Genomic DNA, 12,577 nt, shown 5'->3' on the forward strand with positions numbered 1-12,577 from the left:
TCAACAGTTGATTACACAGTTTATACAAAAGAGCTGGATCTCGCATGGGTCTTCCTACCATCGCGGTCCGAGGTCTTCTATCAATGTGACGTCTTTATCTTTCAATATTGGTAAGGGTGCACTACCTAGGTCGCGAAGGAGGCAAAAGCAGTAAACAAGCGAGGAGCGAGCAAATTCTGTCAGGGCGCACGACAGTGCATTTCCGCTGCTATTTTTTCTTTCTATTACTCTGCTAACAATTGGACTTAAGTACACCGATCTTCGAGGTATTCCTACCGGTCTCCCACGTGCTTCCTTAATTGTTCGTATTCCTTAAAACGGTCGTTTTTCGGAGATAGGGAAGAGCGCGGTGATGGCTGATTTTGTCATCTGCTCTCTGTCTGGCGGCGCGATTACAACGAACATCGACCACACAGCGCATTAAATTACCGAACTCCAGCAGAGTTCGCAGCCAACTGCCGTATGTTGTCCATAACCTATTCCTAAGTTAATAGGAGAATTCTTATAAGGTATCCCCGTCTCTTAAAAAGAAGTAAATTCGCAACAATTCATATTGATAAAAGGAAAGATTGATTGAACTATCAATATCACGCCTTTATCTCCCACAACAGTGCCGATAAACCTGCTGTCGAATCCATCGCCGCCGCATTGGTAGCCCAGGGCCTGCACTGTTTTCTGGATAAATGGGACATCCTGCCTCGTGACCAATGGCTGAGAAATCTCGAAAATGGATTAACTGAAAGCCAGACGATCCTCATCTTCATTGGTACACAAGGCGTTGGTCCTTACCAACAAGCAGAGGCGGACGCAGCTCTGCGACGTCAAATCCAGCAACGTCAGGATTGCGTTATTCCGGTACTCCTCCCGGGCGCATCTCCCGAGGACCTTGCCAAACTCTCCATTTTTCTACAGGGTACAAATGCGCTGCGATTTCATGATCTAAAGGACCCGCTGCCCTTTCGTATCCTAGCCGCGTTGGTTCGAGGAGAAGAACCTGGCAATTTGCGCCAGTTGCTCCGTGAACAGGTGCATCCCTCCGTCGATTTGCTGCAAACACTCAATGACTGGCTCAGCGGTTTGCATATCGAGTGGCGGGAGAAAGAAGAAGAGTATCAAATTAGGGAGGGGCAAGGAAAATCTTGCCTCTGTATTCCCGATCTCAGCGCCAGTCCCAATCCTGACAGTATCGAATATCTGTTGAACTGGAAGAGTCGCCTTACTCCTCTGTTTGGGCGGGAACAGGAACTGAAAGTCCTGCATGACTGGGCGGATGCTCACGGCAGAATTAGTATCCGCATGGTAATAGGAGAAGCTGGGGTGGGTAAAACCCGCTTGGCTTTTGAATTCGGTACCCGATTGAGGGAAAAAGGATGGCAAGCAGGTGAAGCCCAAGGATTGGAAGGGCGCTGGTACACAGGTAGGTCAGGAACCTTGCTAATTATTGATTATCCGGAGCACCGTCCAGAAAAAGTAACTGCCCTCCTGGAAGCCTTTGCGGTTATGCCGCCACCTCAACGTAAGCTGCGAGTATTACTGCTGGGGCGAAATGGAGATTTTCTGCGAAAACTCCCGCAAACTGCACAAAGCCTTGTTGCTCCTCACATTGCGTTATCAAGCTTGGCTATGGATGAATCAGCTGCGTGGTGTTTATTTCAGCAATCCTGGCAGCGAATACATCAACTCAGACACGTGTCCCCGCCATCGCTTCCCATGTCGGCAGAAGGTTTTAAGGAATGGGGGTGCCAAGCCGAGCTGCGCAGTCGCCCGCTATTTATCCTGGCATTGACCATCCGCTTAATGCTCGACCCATCTGCAAGAGAACTGAATGGAAACGTTATCATTCGCGTACTAACTCAACAGTACGAAGTTAGTCGACTAAGGAAAGAAGCGAAGAAACGGAATATCGATGAAAACAGCCTAGTCATGCTGCGCGCCCTGGCTGTGATACCAGGGCAGCTTGAGGGCCAGGTGTTACGCCAGTTGATTGAGGAAAGTACAAGGCTGAAGCTGGACATTCAGCTTCCCGCCTTACGTCAACTTATAGATACCAGCCTATGGGTACAGGGCGCTATCCCTGCACTACAACCCGACCTGCTCGCCGCCGATCTGCTGCATTACGCATTAACCGAACTGGCAGAAGATCAGTCCGGTCAGTGGCAATACGTGGGACTAGAAGCTGCGGTGGATATTGCAGAGGCCAGTTCGATATTCGGACGGCTGATTCACGATGCACAGAACGTATTGGGCCAGCGGTGGCCTTTGTCGAGCCTGATTGATTGGGTGTGCGAAGAACGAATGCGATGCGAAAGGTTGAGTTTCGCTCTGAATCGAAACTACCTGGAACGTACGCTGTTACCTTTGGCAATAGCAGTTGAACGAGTATTGTTGGTGCACGCTGATTTGCCACAAACGCAAGCGTTACACCTGCGCAGCCTGTCGCTACGTCTAGGCGAGACCGGGGAGCGGGAGGCGAGTTTACGGGCTAGTCAGCGGGCTGTCGCGATTTATGAGCAGTTGGCGGCGGACAACTTCTCCGCCTACGGACCCGATCTGGCATCGAGCCTGAGTAGCCTCTCGATTAGCCTGGCCGAGATCGGGGAACGGGAGGCGGGCTTACAGATCATTCGGCGAGCGGTGACGATTCATGAGCAGTTGGCGCAGGAAAACTTTGCTGTTTATGGGTCCGGTCTCGCAATGAGCCTGAACAATCTATCGAATCATTTAGCCGGCAGTGGGGCTCGAAAGGAAAGCTTGCAAGCCATCCAGGCTGCGGCGGAGATCCATGAACGACTGGCTAAGGAAAACCTCGCCGCCTTCGGACCCGATCTGGCAACGAGCCTGCATAACCTGTCAAATCGCCTAGCCAACAACGGCGAGTCTGGTGCGGCTTTGGATGCCTGTCTGCGGGCGGTGGAAATACGCGAGCAGTTGGCTCAAGATAACTTTGCTGCCCATGGGTACGGTCTTGGAACAAGTCTGCATAGCCTGGCGAATCACCTGCGTGGGAGTGGGAAGCATAGTGCGGCCTTACAGGCCATCCAGCAGGCGGTGGCAATTTATGAGCAGTTAGCGAAGGAAAATTTCGCCGCATATGGATCCGACTGGGCAGGAGGTCTGACCAACCTCTCCGTTCACTTAGCCAACAACGGAGAGCATAGCGCAGCCTTGCAGGCTATTCAGCGGGCGGTGGCAATTTATGAGCGGCTGGCGCAGGAAAACTCTGCTGTCCACAGACCCGCTCTGGCACTAAGCCTGAACAACCTGTCGAATCGTCTGGCCGAGAGCGGAGAGCATGGCGCAGCCTTGCAAGCCATCCAGCGGGCGATTGCGATTCGCGAGCAGTTGGCGCAGGAAAACTTTGCTGCTTATGGGTCCGATCTCGCAATGAGCCTAATCAACCTCTGCACTGACTTGAGTAACAGCGGGGAGTGGAACGCGGCCTTGCAGGCATGCCTGCGGGCCGTGGAGATTTATGAGCAGCTGGCGGCAGACAACTTTGCCGCCTACGCACCTGATCTGGCAGGGAGCTTGCACATCCTGTCAATTCGCCTCGCCGAGAGCGGGGAGCGAAAGAGGGCGACGCACGCTTGCCTGCGAGGGGTGGAAATCTATGAGCAGCTGGCAGCGGACAACTTCGCCGCCCACGGGCCTGCTCTGGCAGGGGCCCTGAACATTCTATCGAGTCGCTTGGCCGAGAGCGGGGAGCAAAAGGCTGGTTTGCATGTTTGTCTGCGAGCGGTGGAAATTTATGAGCAGCTGGCGGCGGATAATTTCGCCACCTACGGACCCCAATTGACGGGCGGCTTGAACAACTTGGCAAGTCGCTTAGCTGAGAGCGGACAACGGGATACGGCCTTACAGATCAGTCGACGAGCCGTTGCAATTGTTGAGAAGTTGGCGGCAGACAACTTTGCAGTTTACGGATCCGTTCTAGCAATGAATCTGCACAACCTGTCACTTCGTTTAGCTGACAATGGGGAACATGACGAAGGTTTAAAAGCTAACTTACGGGTGGTAGAGATATATGAGCGACTGGCGACGGGCCACTTCCCCACCTACGGTGCCGAGCTGGCATCCAGTTTGAATAACCTGTCAAATCGCTTAGTCGAGAAAGGGGAGCTTGGCCCTGCCTTGCAGGCTTCCCTAAGGGCGGTTGAGATTTATGAGCAACTGGTGAAAAAAAACTTCGCCGTCCATGGACCCAATTTGGGTGTTAGCTTGAACAACTTGTCAGCCAATTTGCGCAGCAGCGGGGATCAGTGCGGAGCCCTGCGAGTCATCCATCACGCAGTGGAGATTTATGAGAAACTAGCCGGCGATAATTTTGCTGCCCACGGCCCTGTTCTGGCAGTTAGCCTGTACAACCTGGCAGTTTACCTTGATGCACTCGACACAAGCCAGGCAGCGGAAACCAGAGCCAAGCTACAAATAATCAAGCAGCGGATTTTGAATGAACAGGTTCAAGTGCCTGCCTGGCTTGCTCCCCTGTTTGAATAATGTCTTTCAAGGTGGGGCGTTATTCGAAGAGCTCGCCGATGAGCTTGGTCTAATCAGAAAACCTGGAGAGCCAATGGCATGGCAGCGGCATCCGTTAGCTTTTCTCGTTGAGGCTGCCGACGATATCTGTTACCACGTCATGGATGTGGAAGATGGTTTTAAGGCAGGATTTCTTGCCTATGAAGAGCTCCACTTGCTGCATAAGCCTTGGTTAACAGCGGAACAGTCGCGAAAGGCTGAGGAAATAAAAGACGTCCAACGTCGTGCAGAATACTTTCGCGCCGTCACAGTAAGCACAATGGTGGTAGCGTCGTACGCCGCGTTCCCAATTGTTCAAAATACCCGTGCGCACGGTACCCGAGTAGCCTTGCCCGCCAGGTCTCTCATATTCTGAACCTCGTGACTACACTATTTAGGCTTTCTAAACTCCCAAGGAGGAGTAGGGGAGGGATGGGACCATAAACCACGCCTTGCTGTCATCGCCTCGGACTGCAGGCGATAGAGATTTTGATCCCTGGCATAAGTCTTATACACCCATGCCATTCCGCGGCTCACTTGCTCGGCGTTCGCATCAATACCGTCGCAGCTTACCCGAGCGACAGTTCTTTTATATTGATCCTTCGTATGCGGGATAACATTAGCGCGCTTGCCGAAACAGAGGTCCGAGAGGGATTGCTTTGAGCGGGTCCCGAAAGGTTGATTCTTCTCGGGCGCGTCGATTTCGGCGAGTCTTATTTTGACCTGCTGTTTGTCCTGCTTCAGAACGGTGAGAGTGTCGCCATCAGAAATGCCGACAACCGTCGCCAAGAAGACCGCAGAGAGCATGAATGCTGATTTTAGTAGCTATAGCCATCGCCGCCGTATATTCCGGGGGCGTTCGTAGCGTAGGGATTATTGGCGCTATCATTGCTGTATTGGCTTCCGTATTGGCCATACGGATTATTGACAGAATCAGGACTATATTGACTTCCATACTGCCCATATGGGTTGTTGACAGAGTTCGGATCGTATGGATTTGCGCTCAGATTGCCAAGATACTTTCCGGTTTCCCGATCTCTTAAATGAGGCGGCTCAGCCTGGGCGATGTCGGCTAGAAGTGAGGCGAGGAGGGCGGTGATTATGAGTCTCATTTCGTGATTCCTATGTTGATTATCGCTTTGATGCGATCGTCGTATCACTTCTTTAGCGCAATTACTTCGTCAATTCGATTATCTTTATCGTAGCTCACCTCGTAGGCCATCTCGTCACCACTAAAGACGCCTTCCGCCGGCGTTCCAACCACTTCCCACAAACCGAGTGTCAACACATCGGCGGCACCATGGAATACTGCTCTTCCGGCCTTGGCTCCCGCAGAATAACCCTGAACGAATTTGTAAATTTCATATTTCTTTCCGTCTCTCATTTCGCTCACTGCCGGGGGCCCAAACTCAGCAAGCAGCATGCTTCTCGGGGTTCCCAGGGCAAATAGCTCCACATTCTTTTTATCTGGTTGTTTTGCTGCCATGAATACCGAACAGCCGGAAAGCATAACTGCGATGATTGTTAAGGCGGCGGATCTTGCCATCGTCACGAGTATTTCCCTCTTGAGCGCGACATCGAACGCTGTCGCCTGCGTATTGTTATTGTTATTCAGCGCAGACTAGTTGCCTATTGGACTAAAGTACATCCTCTCAAAATTTCCTCAGTTCCTTGCGCTTCATCACACCCTATGAAATGCTGCATCGTGAGAAAGCAAATTTTGTACTACCCAATCACGCGTAAAAAGAGCGTGCTTCATTTTATTCACCCTTTTAATTGGCGTTGCTGGTCCAGCGTCATTGCGCGCCAAATATCAACGTCCTTCACCTTGAACCGATCAAGCAGGGTTTGCATGCCCTGCCGGATCGTGACAGGTGCATCCGGGCGAGCACTCATCACCTCCAGGGTTGGCCGCACCTTGACCCAATCGTGCTGCGAGAGTATTTTTACATGTACGCCCGCAAGCAGGCGCCCTGTTGGGAATTAGCTCCAAGCCCTTGTACTGAAAAATAACGTGTGCTGCTTCAATGTTTCGGGAATCAAGTTGCCGATTGATCGACGGTGATTCAATAGTCGTAAAACATTTTCAGGAGCCATCGTCCCAGCCGCGCTACAAATGCGCAAGTCTTCCCAAACATCTATAAGCGTGCGGGGGGAGTTTTGCCATCAGAATGGGTTGACGCCTTGTTTCACTCCCTGCCTTGATGACCTCATGCATCTTTCGGTGAAGGCTGCCATGGCATCAATTCCAGTCCGGCCACCCTCTCCACGACTGAACGCGGCTTCGAAGGTCGGGGTATCAGGTTGCGAACCTGCGTGGTAAAGCATGCGGTAGTTATTGCGATACTTGACCAGAGCGGCATCCCGATATATCTTTCCCTTCGAGCTTCGGGCTTGCGACAGCCCGGCCATGTAGAGGCCGGAACGATCGACAAGCACGAGGCTTTTGTCTTTGTCGTAGTAGCGCAGCAATCCTTTATCAATCCACCTGCCTAACGGCATCTTCCCACTGCTCTTGTCGCAAGCGGTGACAAGCAAGGCAGCGCTGATTTCCTTCTTCTCCGGCCCGACAATCATCTCAATAGACATGCGTTGGGCTGCTTTGGCGCCAGAAATACCAGTCTCCAAAGAGCCATCTAGTCGAAAACCAGTGAACCGAGCACGGGTTCCACTGCGACAGCGAATGCTGTAATCTGCCTGAGCATCTTGCTCGTAACGCTCCTTATCCCAGGCTATTTAAAACAGATCAGGTTTCTCCAGCTTTTCTGTGATCGGAGAACGGCACCACTTCGCCATCCGGCGAGACAAAGACCACCTTCATCTTGCGGGGTGATTGTTGAGGCGCATGTTCTTTACGAAACAACCCCATGTGCCTGAACAGCCGATCCTGAGCACTGTTCTTATCCCAGAACCTTATTCTGCACGTTCTCCCTGTCACCTTGCCATCCGTAATGGTCTGGCCGACTTCGATGTTTGAGATAGCAGCAGCCGTGGTATCGTCCATTTCATGAATGGCTTTCGGTGATCCATCAGGGTTGAAGAGCTTCCGAATGTCCGAGAACGCGACGGCTGCGGCCTCCCGGAGGATATTCTCGGTGGTCAGTTCGCAGCGCTTGGCGACCTCCCTTTGCTTCTGCTCGATGGCTTCCTGAACCTTAACATTACTTAACAATCGAGAGGCGGCGGCTTCAGCCGAATTACCACGAGCGGTATAGCCAGCACGAAGATAAGCGGCGGTGGCATTCAGGTCGATAACGTACTCTTCCGTGAATCTCCGTTGCTTTGAGGTTAATTCCGATCTTTCGCGCTTGCTCATTTCAATATCCCCCCATGGTCCTAAGCTTGTCTGCCGCTTCCAAATAGGAACGCCTCGCTGCCGCATCGGTATTGCATTGGTCGAGCGCGTCACGAATCATGTCCTCATCAGTTTCACCGATGTGTCGCAACCATGCTCGAACCAGGACTTCTTGCTCCACTGTCAAAGGTTCATCCGGCTTCTGTCGGACCGGTTCAAAAGGCTCGACCTTTATCGCCTCCGGTTCCCATTCGAGAATCTGAGCCTGCGTGGCAAGAGGGCTATAGACCACTTCCATAGGCTTCCGGTCTTGGTAATGAATCCGCCACCAGCGAGAGGTGACTGCTTCTCTCTGGCTGGTGTCTCTTCCATCATTTGCATCATCATTGTTTTCAGAGGTAACAGAGGTGGCAGGGGTGCAAGCCTTTACTGGCGCGGGTTTCACTGATACCTCTGCTGGCTCAATAGAGGTGGCAGAGGTAGCACTTCCCCTGCTTTCAAGTATTGCCAATAGGTCATCAAGCCGCCCCATAATCATCTCCCAGTTTGCTCAGGTCTATGGGGTACAATCTTTTTGATTCCCCATTGACACGGGAAGTCCTGGAGTGCTTCCCCTGCGCATCCCTAGGCGGCAACACCCCGACTTCCGCCAAGAGGTCTTGTGCCCGGCCATAATCAAATCCCTTGAGCGCCTCACGCAGTCCTCCGGCTGTAAAAAGATAAATACGGTCGTCTGGAGTATCCTCCCACCACCCCGCACGATCACGGATCGGAATATCGGTTTTGGCATCCTTGTCGGAAAAACGCGAATCACCATGCCGGTCTATGAAGTCCCGAAGTCGTTCGAGAACTTGTATCCGCTCGCTATTACCGTGTCCACGAGAAGCTCGCCATGCCTTGAAACTTAAGGCTGCTGCCTGGATTGCATCCCCTGGTGACCACCCTGTTAGGCCGTATTCGGTTGCCAGTTCACCGCCTAGGGCGATGAGGGCGAAGCGTGCCGCAGCCCTTTTTTCCTGTCCTTCGCTTCCCTCGACAGAGAATTCCCGCAGCCCCTTGATGCGTTCGAGAAGAGCGCAAAAATCGCTATTGTCGCGGGTGAGCTTTTCAAGGAAGGCACGACCTGCATGTCCATGATGTGTGGCCGCTGCCCGCTTGATTGCATCAGAAAAGGTCGTGCCACTCGGTAGATCATGCAGGTTATCCCATGCACCAAAGGTGCGTGCTACCTGGAGGTCAAGCAACCGTACGGCCTGCCCAGCCTTAGACCTGTTTCCACCTTCCTGCATGGTGGTTTCAATGGTGCGCTCACCACTTGATAAGACCATGCAGCGCCATCGCGTCAATGCTCGAGGGCTTCCAGTACGACTGGCGCGCTGCTTGCCGCGCCCGTTGCCCAAGGCATAGACAATGTTCCCGACCTCGTTGGGATTACACTCGCTGATTTCATCCAACGCGAGAAGGCAGTCATTGAATAGGGCCGCCGCGCCTTCCATGCCGTTGGCAGTTGCTCGCCAGCTTCTGCGGTAATTCGCGCCACCCCAGACAGAACAGGCAGCTTCAAGGAGCGTTGTCTTGCCTGTGGAGGAGTCACCAACAAAATGCAATCCACCGCCTTCCGCATTGCATTTGGCGAGCAGCGGGCCGGAAAATGCAGCGGACAGGGTAAGCAGCAATAAGGGGTTGCCCACTGCCCGAGCAGCTATCTCGCTTTGCCAGCCAGCAAGCGTTCCCCCTATTGTATGTTCATCGTGGACACCCTCCCCACTTTGGAAGATCAGTCCTGATGCCTTCGGTCCTATGACCGTATCAGGCAACACGAACGAATCCTCGCACCACCCAACCTGCAAGGCACAGCGGATACGCCGTTTCGGGGGTTTGGCTTGCAGATAGGTGGAGAGCAGACGGCGTGCGTTGGGGGAGGGGTCGATTTCCACACCCATTGACAGCAGTTCCCCACGCAGTTCATCCCCCGTTCCAGCGAGCATTTGCATGGGCATCGCCCACTCGCGCCACCCACCAATCGTGTTTTTGAAGCGCAACATGCGCCCGAAGTGATTGTCCTTCCCGTCATAGGTGACGGCCTCGACATAGAGCGGAGAAGAAATCCAGGTTTGAATTGGATGTCCCTCCTTGTCAGTGCCAAAATGCCACACGCCTGGCCGTAGTTTCTTGCCACCGTGCTCCAACCACTCATTGAAAACGCGGAAGGTGGGTCGATCAGCAATGTCTGGAATGGGGTTGGCTGTACTGACTGTGCTATCTGCTACCTGTGCTACCTCAGCACTACTGGCAGGGGTAACAGCGTAAGCCTCGTCCCCATTGGCTTGCACCTCTGCTACCCGTGATACCTCGGTATCCGGTGAGGCAGAAGAGAGACTCAAACTCTGGAAATCCACTGCCACCTTTTGCTCGTCACCTCCTTGCTCGCCACCACTGCCTTGGTCCCCTACTGAAGCTGCCACACCCATTATTGCCAGCTTGACAGCTTCCAGTCCGCGCAGTCTTTCCATATCGTTGAAATCTGTCATCCCGTCCCGTCTGTCAGGGCCAAAATCAGGTATAGCAAGGAGTCCTCCCACAGCTCGTGCTGTCTCAGTGCCCTTGGTCAGCCCGGGATTGCCTTCAGTTGAGAAGTCATCGTCAGCACAAATGATCAGGGGCAGCTCAGGGAATTTCTCAGCTAGTCCTCTTGCTACAGATTCCAGGTTCCCCGCGTTAAAGGCCACCGCTACCGGAAGGCCTGTTGCTTCGTGAATGCTGGCACCGGTAGCAAATCCTTCGGCAATGCATAGTGCATCCTTGCCGTCCGAGTTGCCAATTCGGAAATAGCAGCCTGAAACACGTCCACCTGGCAAGAACCTCTTGTCGCCATTGGGGCTGATGAACTGGAGGGAATGCAGCTCATTTCCTTCCTTAAGGGGTATCACAAGCTCATCACCGAATAATCGGGTTTTGTTCGGCCCAATGCCCTTGGCGGCGAGGTAGGAGTGATTTGCGCACGGTATCGCGTCGGCCCAAATAAGATTTGCCTGCTCCCGCGCCTTTGCTCTACGCTTGTTTTGCTCCACCTCACGCAAATGCTTCATTGCTTCCAATTTGGTGCGGTGTTCTTCTTCCTCGATGCGGGTGAGGGCGCGATCTATGTCAGCTCGCCACTTGTAGTCGACCCCCAGGCGCCAGTCTCCAAAGGCGCCCGCCGGTATGCCGTCGTTGTAAAACACATACCACCCCGCATCATCGTCGGGCTTGCCGTTAGTGGGAAAACGATGAAGGACGCCATCTGCCTTGATCACGTCCGGCGGAGTAATGCCCGCAGCCTCCATTGCATTCCGGAATTGGGAGTAGATATCGAACATGACGTCTAGATTCCAATAAACCCAGGGAAGAGATTAGCTACAGCGTCTCAACGCTTGCAGTAAAGTCTTAGGTGATTTTTTCCTGTAGAAGGACCCGTCCAATAGGGATCGCCCTGATTGCTCAGGGATCACGGGTTCTGCGATGGAGGAATGCATCGAGAGCGGATTTGCGGTATCTGACAAGTCGGCCAACTTTTATATAGGGAATGTCATAGCGTCCGGTACATCTCCAGACGCTAAGCGTGCTTTCGGTCACCCCGATATATTCAGCTGCTTCAGCGGGCTTGAGTAACGGATCAGAAGCTTGGGACTTAACGAGTGGATCGTTTGGCGCCGGTATCAAAACCCGAAGTGGGCGATCAGGACTAGATTCGCTCCAGATGGGCATTAAGGATATCGCTTCCGAAGGAATGGCTAAGGAAGCAGCAAGCTGGAGCTTTAGGAGCTGTGCAAGTAGAGTTCGACCATCCATGATATTCCCCCGAGTTACGCTGTAAATATCCAGCAACCAGGGGAATATTAGGGAAGTTCAGCTTGATATTACCAGGGGTGTTTTTTGATGAATTACAGTGGAAAACCTACCCGTAGGTTAAATGCCAAATTAACTACAAAAAGCTACGGGGTATCGCCGAACTAGTTCCCGGACGTAATCTGAACTGATATTTTGGCGATCAAATACAACCTCTGTAGTCGCAGCTACAACTTCATAAAGAGGTCGGTTATATTTTTCTTGCAAATATTGATAGAGTTTACGCACGAAGTAATGAATATCCGCGTTTTCTGAGTTCGGTTTCTTAACTGGATGTTCTTCCTCACCGTATTGCTTTGCGCGTCTGGATATATCCTTCAATATGTCGGAGATTGTCGGAAAACGCGCACCGATGACCAAACCGCCAGAACTGACGTTCTCAGAGGATTCCAAATCTTTTCGCGCGGTCCTGATTTCGACGTCACTAAAAAGGTGGTGAATGTCATAGTAATCAAAGCAGGGAGTTTTCGTTATTAGGGCATCCAGCTTGGTGACGGTATCTTGGATTTCCTGGGCAATTGCTTTTCGCTCTGAAGCTTTTAACTTTAAATCCCCCCGCCATTCGTCTAGCGCTCTGTTGCATGTGAGTACGAATGAGACAAATTCTTCGTCGTCACAAACGCGCCTCCGAAGCGCACCCCACACATTTTTCATTCGAGGATCCGTTAAAAGCTTCTCCAGCCGTATCACACTCCGGTCGTCAGGAAGAAGGAACAACGGCAAATAACGCTTATTAAAGCAAACTTTTATCCTCATGTTCTTAAATCTTGCCAGGCTATTAACTCCCGTATCAGAGACGCTCTCAGCATCGATACTCCTCCTGTCTTCAAGATATTTCACGAGTATATTGGGTGCCCAGTCTGGATATTTCATACACAG

The 12,577-nt window shown here is 52.3% G+C and carries 12 protein-coding genes and 1 pseudogene; 3 read left to right on the forward strand and 10 right to left on the reverse strand.

Annotation, left to right across the window (positions count from 1 at the left end; genetic code table 11):
* Positions 1 to 375: 375 nt before the first annotated feature.
* The 3 genes and pseudogenes from BMW46_RS12865 to BMW46_RS12875 all read left to right on the forward strand — a co-directional run.
* Positions 376 to 486: pseudogene (locus tag BMW46_RS12865) on the forward strand (integrase core domain-containing protein); the annotation flags it as partial.
* A gap of 87 nt (positions 487 to 573) precedes the next feature.
* Positions 574 to 4,497: a toll/interleukin-1 receptor domain-containing protein gene (locus BMW46_RS12870; protein ID WP_074709072.1), complete on the forward strand. Its 3,924-nt coding sequence runs from the start codon at positions 574 to 576 to the stop codon at positions 4,495 to 4,497.
* A 73-nt stretch (positions 4,498 to 4,570) separates the two neighbouring features.
* Entirely contained in the window at positions 4,571 to 4,891 is a 321-nt protein-coding gene (locus BMW46_RS12875) for a hypothetical protein (RefSeq protein WP_143121468.1), read from the forward strand.
* Between the two features lie 14 nt (positions 4,892 to 4,905).
* On the opposite strand, the gene BMW46_RS12880 is transcribed toward BMW46_RS12875, so the two are convergent.
* From BMW46_RS12880 to BMW46_RS12920, 10 genes are all read right to left on the reverse strand, one after another.
* Positions 4,906 to 5,322 (reverse strand): thermonuclease family protein, encoded by a 417-nt coding sequence (locus tag BMW46_RS12880; RefSeq protein ID WP_074709074.1) that lies wholly within the window; start codon positions 5,320 to 5,322, stop codon positions 4,906 to 4,908.
* Positions 5,323 to 5,333: 11 nt separating this feature from the next.
* Positions 5,334 to 5,627, reverse strand: coding sequence for a hypothetical protein (locus BMW46_RS12885; RefSeq protein WP_074709075.1), 294 nt, complete (start codon positions 5,625 to 5,627; stop codon positions 5,334 to 5,336).
* A gap of 44 nt (positions 5,628 to 5,671) precedes the next feature.
* Positions 5,672 to 6,061, reverse strand: a complete 390-nt coding sequence (locus tag BMW46_RS12890) for a hypothetical protein (RefSeq protein WP_074709076.1) — start codon at positions 6,059 to 6,061, stop codon at positions 5,672 to 5,674.
* A 218-nt stretch (positions 6,062 to 6,279) separates the two neighbouring features.
* Complete coding sequence (locus tag BMW46_RS15840; RefSeq protein ID WP_256377064.1) at positions 6,280 to 6,411, reverse strand: hypothetical protein; 132 nt, start codon at positions 6,409 to 6,411, stop codon at positions 6,280 to 6,282.
* A gap of 270 nt (positions 6,412 to 6,681) precedes the next feature.
* The gene (locus BMW46_RS12895) at positions 6,682 to 7,104 is read right to left on the reverse strand and encodes a hypothetical protein (RefSeq protein WP_074709077.1); all 423 of its coding nucleotides are present in this window, start codon (positions 7,102 to 7,104) and stop codon (positions 6,682 to 6,684) included.
* A gap of 157 nt (positions 7,105 to 7,261) precedes the next feature.
* Positions 7,262 to 7,831, reverse strand: a complete 570-nt coding sequence (locus BMW46_RS12900; RefSeq protein ID WP_074709078.1) for a terminase small subunit — start codon at positions 7,829 to 7,831, stop codon at positions 7,262 to 7,264.
* Between the two features lies 1 nt (position 7,832).
* Positions 7,833 to 8,255, reverse strand: coding sequence for a hypothetical protein (locus BMW46_RS12905; protein ID WP_143121469.1), 423 nt, complete (start codon positions 8,253 to 8,255; stop codon positions 7,833 to 7,835).
* A 73-nt stretch (positions 8,256 to 8,328) separates the two neighbouring features.
* A complete protein-coding gene (locus tag BMW46_RS12910; protein WP_143121470.1) occupies positions 8,329 to 11,169 on the reverse strand; it encodes a DUF927 domain-containing protein in 2,841 nt (946 codons plus the stop codon).
* A gap of 121 nt (positions 11,170 to 11,290) precedes the next feature.
* Positions 11,291 to 11,641, reverse strand: coding sequence for a helix-turn-helix domain-containing protein (locus tag BMW46_RS12915; protein WP_371113517.1), 351 nt, complete (start codon positions 11,639 to 11,641; stop codon positions 11,291 to 11,293).
* 129 nt (positions 11,642 to 11,770) lie between these two features.
* Positions 11,771 to 12,571, reverse strand: coding sequence for a hypothetical protein (locus BMW46_RS12920; RefSeq protein ID WP_074709080.1), 801 nt, complete (start codon positions 12,569 to 12,571; stop codon positions 11,771 to 11,773).
* Between the last annotated feature and the right edge of the window lie 6 nt (positions 12,572 to 12,577).

Source organism: Nitrosospira multiformis (genome assembly GCF_900111585.1).
GTDB classification, from domain to species: domain Bacteria; phylum Pseudomonadota; class Gammaproteobacteria; order Burkholderiales; family Nitrosomonadaceae; genus Nitrosospira; species Nitrosospira multiformis_B.

What these genes read in the sequence shown, in the direction of transcription:
- BMW46_RS12875 (WP_143121468.1), top strand. Translation starts at nt 4,571, where the DNA reads ATGGCATGGCAGCGGCATCCGTTAGCTTTTCTCGTTGAGGCTGCCGAC.
- BMW46_RS12880 (WP_074709074.1), bottom strand. Translation starts at nt 5,322, where the DNA reads ATGCTCTCTGCGGTCTTCTTGGCGACGGTTGTCGGCATTTCTGATGGC.
- BMW46_RS12885 (WP_074709075.1), bottom strand. Translation starts at nt 5,627, where the DNA reads ATGAGACTCATAATCACCGCCCTCCTCGCCTCACTTCTAGCCGACATC.
- BMW46_RS12890 (WP_074709076.1), bottom strand. Translation starts at nt 6,061, where the DNA reads ATGGCAAGATCCGCCGCCTTAACAATCATCGCAGTTATGCTTTCCGGC.
- BMW46_RS15840 (WP_256377064.1), bottom strand. Translation starts at nt 6,411, where the DNA reads ATGAGTGCTCGCCCGGATGCACCTGTCACGATCCGGCAGGGCATGCAA.
- BMW46_RS12895 (WP_074709077.1), bottom strand. Translation starts at nt 7,104, where the DNA reads ATGTCTATTGAGATGATTGTCGGGCCGGAGAAGAAGGAAATCAGCGCT.
- BMW46_RS12900 (WP_074709078.1), bottom strand. Translation starts at nt 7,831, where the DNA reads ATGAGCAAGCGCGAAAGATCGGAATTAACCTCAAAGCAACGGAGATTC.
- BMW46_RS12910 (WP_143121470.1), bottom strand. Translation starts at nt 11,169, where the DNA reads ATGTTCGATATCTACTCCCAATTCCGGAATGCAATGGAGGCTGCGGGC.
- BMW46_RS12915 (WP_371113517.1), bottom strand. Translation starts at nt 11,641, where the DNA reads ATGGATGGTCGAACTCTACTTGCACAGCTCCTAAAGCTCCAGCTTGCT.
- BMW46_RS12920 (WP_074709080.1), bottom strand. Translation starts at nt 12,571, where the DNA reads ATGAAATATCCAGACTGGGCACCCAATATACTCGTGAAATATCTTGAA.